Source organism: Nocardia sp. NPDC049935 (assembly GCF_055586645.1).
This window is the reverse complement of the sequence record NZ_JBVJHV010000001.1, coordinates 1,733,366-1,739,261: the sequence shown is the minus strand read 5'-3', so window position 1 is coordinate 1,739,261 and position 5,896 is coordinate 1,733,366. Positions and strand designations below refer to the sequence as shown.

Here is a 5,896-nt window from a genome sequence, read left to right as displayed (position 1 = left end):
CCGGCCGCGGCGCATTCACGACGACAACCGACGAACACGGAAGTGGGGAGACCGATATGAGCACGAACCCTTTCGACGACGAGGACGGCCGGTTCTTCGTCCTCACCAACGATGAAGAGCAGCATTCGCTGTGGCCCGCGTTCGCGGAGGTACCGCACGGCTGGCGGGTGGTGTTCGGGGACAGCACCCGTACCGCCTGTCTCGAATACGTCGAACGGAACTGGACCGATATGCGGCCCGGCAGCCTCCGCGACGCGACGGCCGGGCGATAGCGGGCCGGGCGGCCGCGCACCGGCGATACAGTCGAGGGTGATGCGCACCGATCGGAAAGTCCTCGTCCTGTCGGCGGTCCTGCTGACCGCGCTCGGTCCGGCGCTGACGGGGTGTTCCTCGGGACCGCCCGAACCCGATACCGTCGCCCGGAGTTTCGCGGCCGCGCTGACCGCCGACGATATCCGCGCCGCCGCCGATCTCACCGACGACCCGGCTCGCGCCGCGGACAGCCTCACCGGTCTCTACGACGGTCTGGGCAAGGAGGTGACCTTCGAGGTGAGCGGCGTCGAGGACGACACCTTCACCCTCGACGCCACCTGGAAGCCGGTCGCCGGGAACACCGGGGAGTGGAAATACCGCACCACCGGCAGCGCCGCGGAGACCGATGCGGGCTGGCGGGTCCGGTGGAATCCGGCGACCGTCGCACCGGGTCTCGAGACCGGCGCGCTGTCGGCGGCGCCGGTGTATCCCGAACCCGCCCGCGTACTCGACGCGGCCGGCGGTGATCTGCTGACCCAGCAGGTGGTCACGCTGGTCCAGCTCGCGCCGGGCGCCGATACCGGCGCCGTCGCCGGACTGCTCGCACCGCTGGCCCCGGGTATCACCACCGCGTCCCTGAACGCCGATCTGGCCGCCGCCCAGGGTAAACCGGTCACCGCGATCAGCCTGCGGGAGGCCGATATCGCACCGATCCGCGACCGCCTGGCCGCGACCGCCGGCGTCACCCTGGCCCCGCAGACCCGGCTGCTCACCACGGATAAGAATCTGGCTTCACCGACCCTGTCGGGGCTGAGCGAACTCTGGCAGCAACAGGCCGACGCGGCGGCGGGCTGGACGGTGCGCGCTGGGAGCGGCGACGAGGTGCAGCGGATCGCCGGAGCGGACCCGCGGCCGACCACCGATATCCGGTCCACCATCGATATCGGCCTGCAGCGCGCCGCCGACAGCGCTCTGGACCCGGTGGCCGCACCGGCCGCGATCGTCGCCCTGCGTCCGTCGACCGGGGAGGTCCTCGCCGCGGCGCAGAACGGCGCGGCCGACGCGCAGGGCCCGATCGCGCTCACCGGCCTGTATCCGCCCGGGTCGACCTTCAAGACGATCACCACCGCCGCGGTCCTCGACGCCGGTCTCGCCACGCCCGATACGGTGCTCCCGTGCCCGGGGGTCGCGGATATCGAGGGCCGCCGCATCCCCAACGACGACAGCTTCGATCTCGGGCAGGTGCCCCTGCACACCGCCTTCGCGCGCTCCTGCAACACCACCATGGCCGGGCTCGCGGTGCGGCTGCCGCCGGACGCGTTGACGAGCACCGCCGAACGTCTCGGTCTCGGCGTGGACTATGTGACGCCCGGGCTGACCACGGTCACCGGCATGTGCCCCCCGCGGAGAATCCGGCGCAGCGGGTGGAATCGAGTATCGGCCAGGGCCGGGTGACCGCGTCCCCGTTCGGGATGGCACTGGTGGCCGCTTCGGTCGCGCACGGATCGCCGCCGGCGCCGGTCGTGGTGGCGGGCTCGCCGGGCACCCCGGATCGCACCCCGGCGCCGCTGCCCCCGGCGGTCACCGACCAGGTGAAGACGATGATGCGGGAAACCGTCACCGCCGGAACCGCCACCCAGCTGGCCGATATCCCGGGATTGCTCGGGAAGACCGGGACCGCCGAATACGGTGACAACACCTCCGCGCACGGCTGGTTCATCGGGATCCAGGACGATCTCGCGTTCGCCGTATTCGTGGCCGATGCCGGAAGTTCCGGGCCCGCGGTGGAGGCGGCGGGACGGATGCTGCGGGCGCCGCGATGATCCCGTGAGCGGCGTTATTCCCGGATCGCCGGCGGCGTGTCCGGGCCCGGCGCCGCGGCACGCAACCACTGTGCCGCCCGCGCACGGTATTTGATGATGCCCTTGTAATCGGCCATATCGTCGGGGAGCTCGGCCAGTACGGCCGCGGTGCGGCGGCGCCAGGGTTCGACCGCGGCCAGGTCGGCCAACGGCAGCAGATAGGTGCGGATCAGGAACAGCACCGCACCGGAGTCGGGTAGCCGGAGCAGGTGCTGGACCTCGACGCGCAGATGGACGAGTCGGCCGAAGGTCTCGTCGCCGGCGTGCCGGATCATCTCGCGGTCCGGGCCCCATTCGGGATAGCGCTCGGTGGAGACATCCAGTCTGCGGCCGACGGTCAGCGTCCAGTTGGTGCGCCGGTAGGGTTCGTGGGGTTGCAGGCGGAGCAGGAATTCGTGCGCCCGGGTGATCACGCCCTCGCGCCGGATCCGGGGCACCGGGCCGTGGATCTCGAGGAAGCTCATCCCCACGTCGAACCCGAAACTCCAATCCGCGGCGAAGGTCACCACGCCGGCGTCGGCGAACAGCTGCCCGGCGCGCTCGTCCAGGAGCACCACGTCCTCCTGCAGCTGCCCGCAGATATAGCGCAGCGGATCATCGGGCAGGCCGGTGTCGTCGCCGTACACGAACTCCCGGTCGATGCCGAGGAGATCGTTCTCCCAGCGCCAGGTCTGCCCGGCGCCCCGCCGCAATCGCATCGCGTGCGGGTAGGCGGCCGCCAGTTCGCGCATCAGGGTGAGCATCGCGTCCCAGGCGGCGGGCCGCATATGCGGGAGCACCGCGTGGCGGGTGGGGTCGGCCGCCAGGATCGCGGCGCGTTCGCCGATCTCCCGGTGGTATTCACCGTCGATATCGACGAGCGTGGCGCCCCAGTGCCCGGCCTCCGTCCGGACCGGGCGCCGCGCGGGTTCGACATTGGTGCTGTAGCGATAGGAATCGGCCGGGAACGGGAACGGGAACCCGGACAGCGGTGATGTACGCGACGCGGTGGTCACAGCGGTACCTCCAGAACGGTGTCTCGACGGGCCCGGGAGACACAGGGCATGATCGCCGCACCGGACTCCTTCTCCCGGTCGGTGAGATAGAGATCGCGGTGGACCGGTTCGCCGGAGCCCAGCGGTATCCGGCATTCGCCGCAGACGCCCTGCCGGCACAGGCTGGGGATCTCGAGTCCGCTCGTTTCCAGGGCATCGAGCAGGCTGGTACCGGAGGGCACCGCGACGGTACGGCCCGATCCGGTGAGCGCGACGGTGAACGGATCCCCGGTCCCGGCGGTGTCATCGCGGAACCGTTCGGCATGGATCCGTGAGCGCGGCCAGCCGGCGGCGGCCGCCGCGGCGATCACGTCGTCGATCAGGGCGGGGGGACCGCAGACGTAGAGATGCGTACCCATCGGTTGTGTGGTGAGGACCGTGCCGAGCCGCGCCGCGAACGCGGCCCGCCCGGTGAACAGTTCGGCCGCGGCTCCGCCCAGCTCCGCCACCTCGGGTACATGGGCGCCGTATCCCGCCCGGAAGGTGTAGAGCACCTGCACCTCCCGGCCCCACCGCCGGGCCGCCCGCAGATGCGACAGGATCGGGGTGATACCGATACCGCCGGCGATCAGGAGATGTTTCGCTGCCCGGGCGACCGGCGGGAAGGCGCTGCGCGGCGGCCGGGCGGCCAGCGTATCGCCGGCCCTGAGGGTGTGCAGTGTGCGGGAACCGCCACGTCCCCCGGCCACACGCAGCACCGAGATCGCGTAGTCGGCGGGGTCGAGACCGTCCGAGGTGAGGCTGTAGGCGTTGGCGCGGCCGTTCACCCGCACGGTCAGATGGCTGCCGGGGACGAAACCCGGCAGGCGGGCGCCGCCGGTGTCCGCGAGGGTGAGCACCCGGACTCCGGGGACGGGGTCGGCGATGCCGGTGACGACGAGGGTCAGCTCCCGCGCGGCGGTCACGGCGTCCACCGTTCGCCGTCGGCCGCGAAGCCGAGGAATTCTCCGGTCCGGCGGGACACGTGGTGATAGACCACGAGATCGCGCCCGCAGCCCGAACATCCGGCGATATCGCCGACACCCTGGGATACCGCGGTCACCGTCGTGCAGTGCGCGCAGAAAACATCGTGGGTGCCGGCGCCGGTGACCAGGACGCGCAGTTCGTCGTCCTCCACCCCGGCCGCGGTCGCGGCGGCGCGCAGCCGCAGACAGGCGCCGGCCGGCCCGGTGATCCACACGCGGGCGCCCACGGTGGTTTCGCGCAGTGCCGCGGCGAGGAGCCGTGCGCCGTCGCCGGGATCGTCGGTGAGCAGGGTGCGGACCGGTGCGGGCCGCAGTTCACGGGACCAGTCCCGCACCGTGGTCCGCGCGGCGGAGCCGACGCCGGCGAGCAGATACCCGGTGCCGGTGCGGTCGGGCGGCGGGTCGTCGGCGGGCACCGGGTTCCGTGCCCAGGCCGGGATACTGGAGTAGCTGATCTGGGACATCGGGGCTCACAGCAGGTCGGCGCCGCGATGCCCGGCGTAGAAGGCCAGTGCGTAACCGGGGGTGCTGAAGTAGATCTTCGAGCCCTTGGGGAAGAAGATCGCGTCGTGGGCCCGGGCGATCAGCGATTGACCCGTCTCCTTGTTCTCCAGCAGGAATTCGCCCTCGAGCACCACCTTCATCTCGTCGTACTCGTATTCGTAGTACAGGGGAGCGTCGGTATGGCGGAGTTCGAAGTATCCGCTGCACATCACACTGTTGTCGGGGTTGACGTACACATCGCCGATGAAGCCCTCGGTGCCAGGGAACTCCGCGACGGGCATTCGCGGCAGGTCTTTCCAGGCGCCGCTGGTCACGCGGAAGGGTGGGGTGGGCGCGTCCGCTGTGTTCATCGTTCTCCTACTGCCGAGATGGATCACCTGAAGAATCTGTGTTTCATTCAATGAAACTCGTGCGATATTTCCTTTCCGTAACGCGGACGTTGAGAGTCGAAATCATCGCTGTGCTGTGCGGGTTCGGCGTCGTAATGGATCGGCCGCACGACTGTGACGCGTGCCGCTGTCCACTAGCAGGAAACCTCGACTAGAGTTGGTCGATGACCGATAGCACGCCGAGAACCCAGCAGATCCACCGCGACACCGGTGATCCGGCGCCGGTGCAGCGAGAGGTGATCGGCGCCCCGCCCACCGGCGGTGATCTGGAGGCGGCGATCGCGCGGCAGGTCCGGGCCCTGCGCCGGTCCAGCGGGCTGTCGGTCGCCGATATGGCCGCCAAGGTCGGCATCTCCAAGGCGATGCTGTCGAAGATCGAGAACGCGCAGACCTCGTGCAGTCTTTCGACCCTGGCCCGGCTCGCCGCCGGCCTCGATGTGCCGGTGACCTCGTTGTTCCGTGATGCCGACACCGTCCGGGAGGCCGTCTACGTCGCGGCGGGGCAGGGGGCGGTGATCGTCGGTCGCGGCACCCGGATCGGGCACCACTACGAACTGCTCGGTTCGCTGCGCGGCCAGCACAAGCGGCTGGAACCGGTGCTGGTGACGCTCACCAGTGACAGTGAGGTGTTCCCGCGTTTCCAGCACGCGGGCACGGAGTTGATCTACATGCTCGAGGGGGTGATGGTCTACGGCCACGGGACGGCGGAGTACACGCTGCGGCCGGGGGATTCGCTGCTGCTCGACGGGGAGGGGATCCACGGCCCCAACGATCTGGTGCGGCTACCGATTCGTTTCCTCGCGGTGACCGCCTATCCGGACAATCACGAGGAGAAGTGAACGGGCCGGTCCCCGGGGAAGGAGGGGGACCGGCCCGTCACGGGCGGGGTG

The 5,896-nt window shown here is 70.3% G+C and carries 5 protein-coding genes and 2 pseudogenes; 3 read left to right on the top strand and 4 right to left on the bottom strand.

All coding sequences use genetic code 11. The annotated features are described in order from the left end of the window. The first annotated feature begins 56 nt into the window (after window positions 1-56). Entirely contained in the window at window positions 57-272 is a 216-nt protein-coding gene (locus ACZ6SF_RS07955; RefSeq protein WP_466061216.1) for an MbtH family protein, read from the top strand. 40 nt (window positions 273-312) lie between these two features. Then, window positions 313-2,075, top strand: a pseudogene (locus ACZ6SF_RS07950) (penicillin-binding transpeptidase domain-containing protein). A gap of 29 nt (window positions 2,076-2,104) precedes the next feature. On the opposite strand, the pseudogene ACZ6SF_RS07945 reads toward ACZ6SF_RS07950, so the two are convergent. From ACZ6SF_RS07945 to ACZ6SF_RS07930, 4 genes and pseudogenes are all read right to left on the bottom strand, one after another. Next, window positions 2,105-3,109, bottom strand: a pseudogene (locus ACZ6SF_RS07945) (heme-dependent oxidative N-demethylase family protein); the annotation flags it as partial. Further along, a complete protein-coding gene (locus ACZ6SF_RS07940) occupies window positions 3,106-4,053 on the bottom strand; it encodes a PDR/VanB family oxidoreductase (protein ID WP_466061215.1) in 948 nt (315 codons plus the stop codon). The pseudogene ACZ6SF_RS07945 and the gene ACZ6SF_RS07940, both read right to left, overlap by 4 nt. After that, entirely contained in the window at window positions 4,050-4,577 is a 528-nt protein-coding gene (locus tag ACZ6SF_RS07935) for a dimethylamine monooxygenase subunit DmmA family protein (RefSeq protein ID WP_466061214.1), read from the bottom strand. The genes ACZ6SF_RS07940 and ACZ6SF_RS07935 overlap by 4 nt, the downstream gene beginning before the upstream one ends. A gap of 6 nt (window positions 4,578-4,583) precedes the next feature. Continuing rightward, entirely contained in the window at window positions 4,584-4,967 is a 384-nt protein-coding gene (locus tag ACZ6SF_RS07930) for a cupin domain-containing protein (protein ID WP_466061213.1), read from the bottom strand. A gap of 203 nt (window positions 4,968-5,170) precedes the next feature. Here ACZ6SF_RS07930 and ACZ6SF_RS07925 point away from each other — a divergent pair, with 203 nt between their 5' ends. Beyond that, window positions 5,171-5,845 (top strand): helix-turn-helix domain-containing protein, encoded by a 675-nt coding sequence (locus ACZ6SF_RS07925; RefSeq protein WP_466061212.1) that lies wholly within the window; start codon window positions 5,171-5,173, stop codon window positions 5,843-5,845. Window positions 5,846-5,896: the final 51 nt, after the last annotated feature.

What these genes read in the sequence shown, in the direction of transcription:
- ACZ6SF_RS07955 (WP_466061216.1), top strand. Translation starts at nt 57, where the DNA reads ATGAGCACGAACCCTTTCGACGACGAGGACGGCCGGTTCTTCGTCCTC.
- ACZ6SF_RS07935 (WP_466061214.1), bottom strand. Translation starts at nt 4,577, where the DNA reads ATGTCCCAGATCAGCTACTCCAGTATCCCGGCCTGGGCACGGAACCCG.
- ACZ6SF_RS07930 (WP_466061213.1), bottom strand. Translation starts at nt 4,967, where the DNA reads ATGAACACAGCGGACGCGCCCACCCCACCCTTCCGCGTGACCAGCGGC.
- ACZ6SF_RS07925 (WP_466061212.1), top strand. Translation starts at nt 5,171, where the DNA reads ATGACCGATAGCACGCCGAGAACCCAGCAGATCCACCGCGACACCGGT.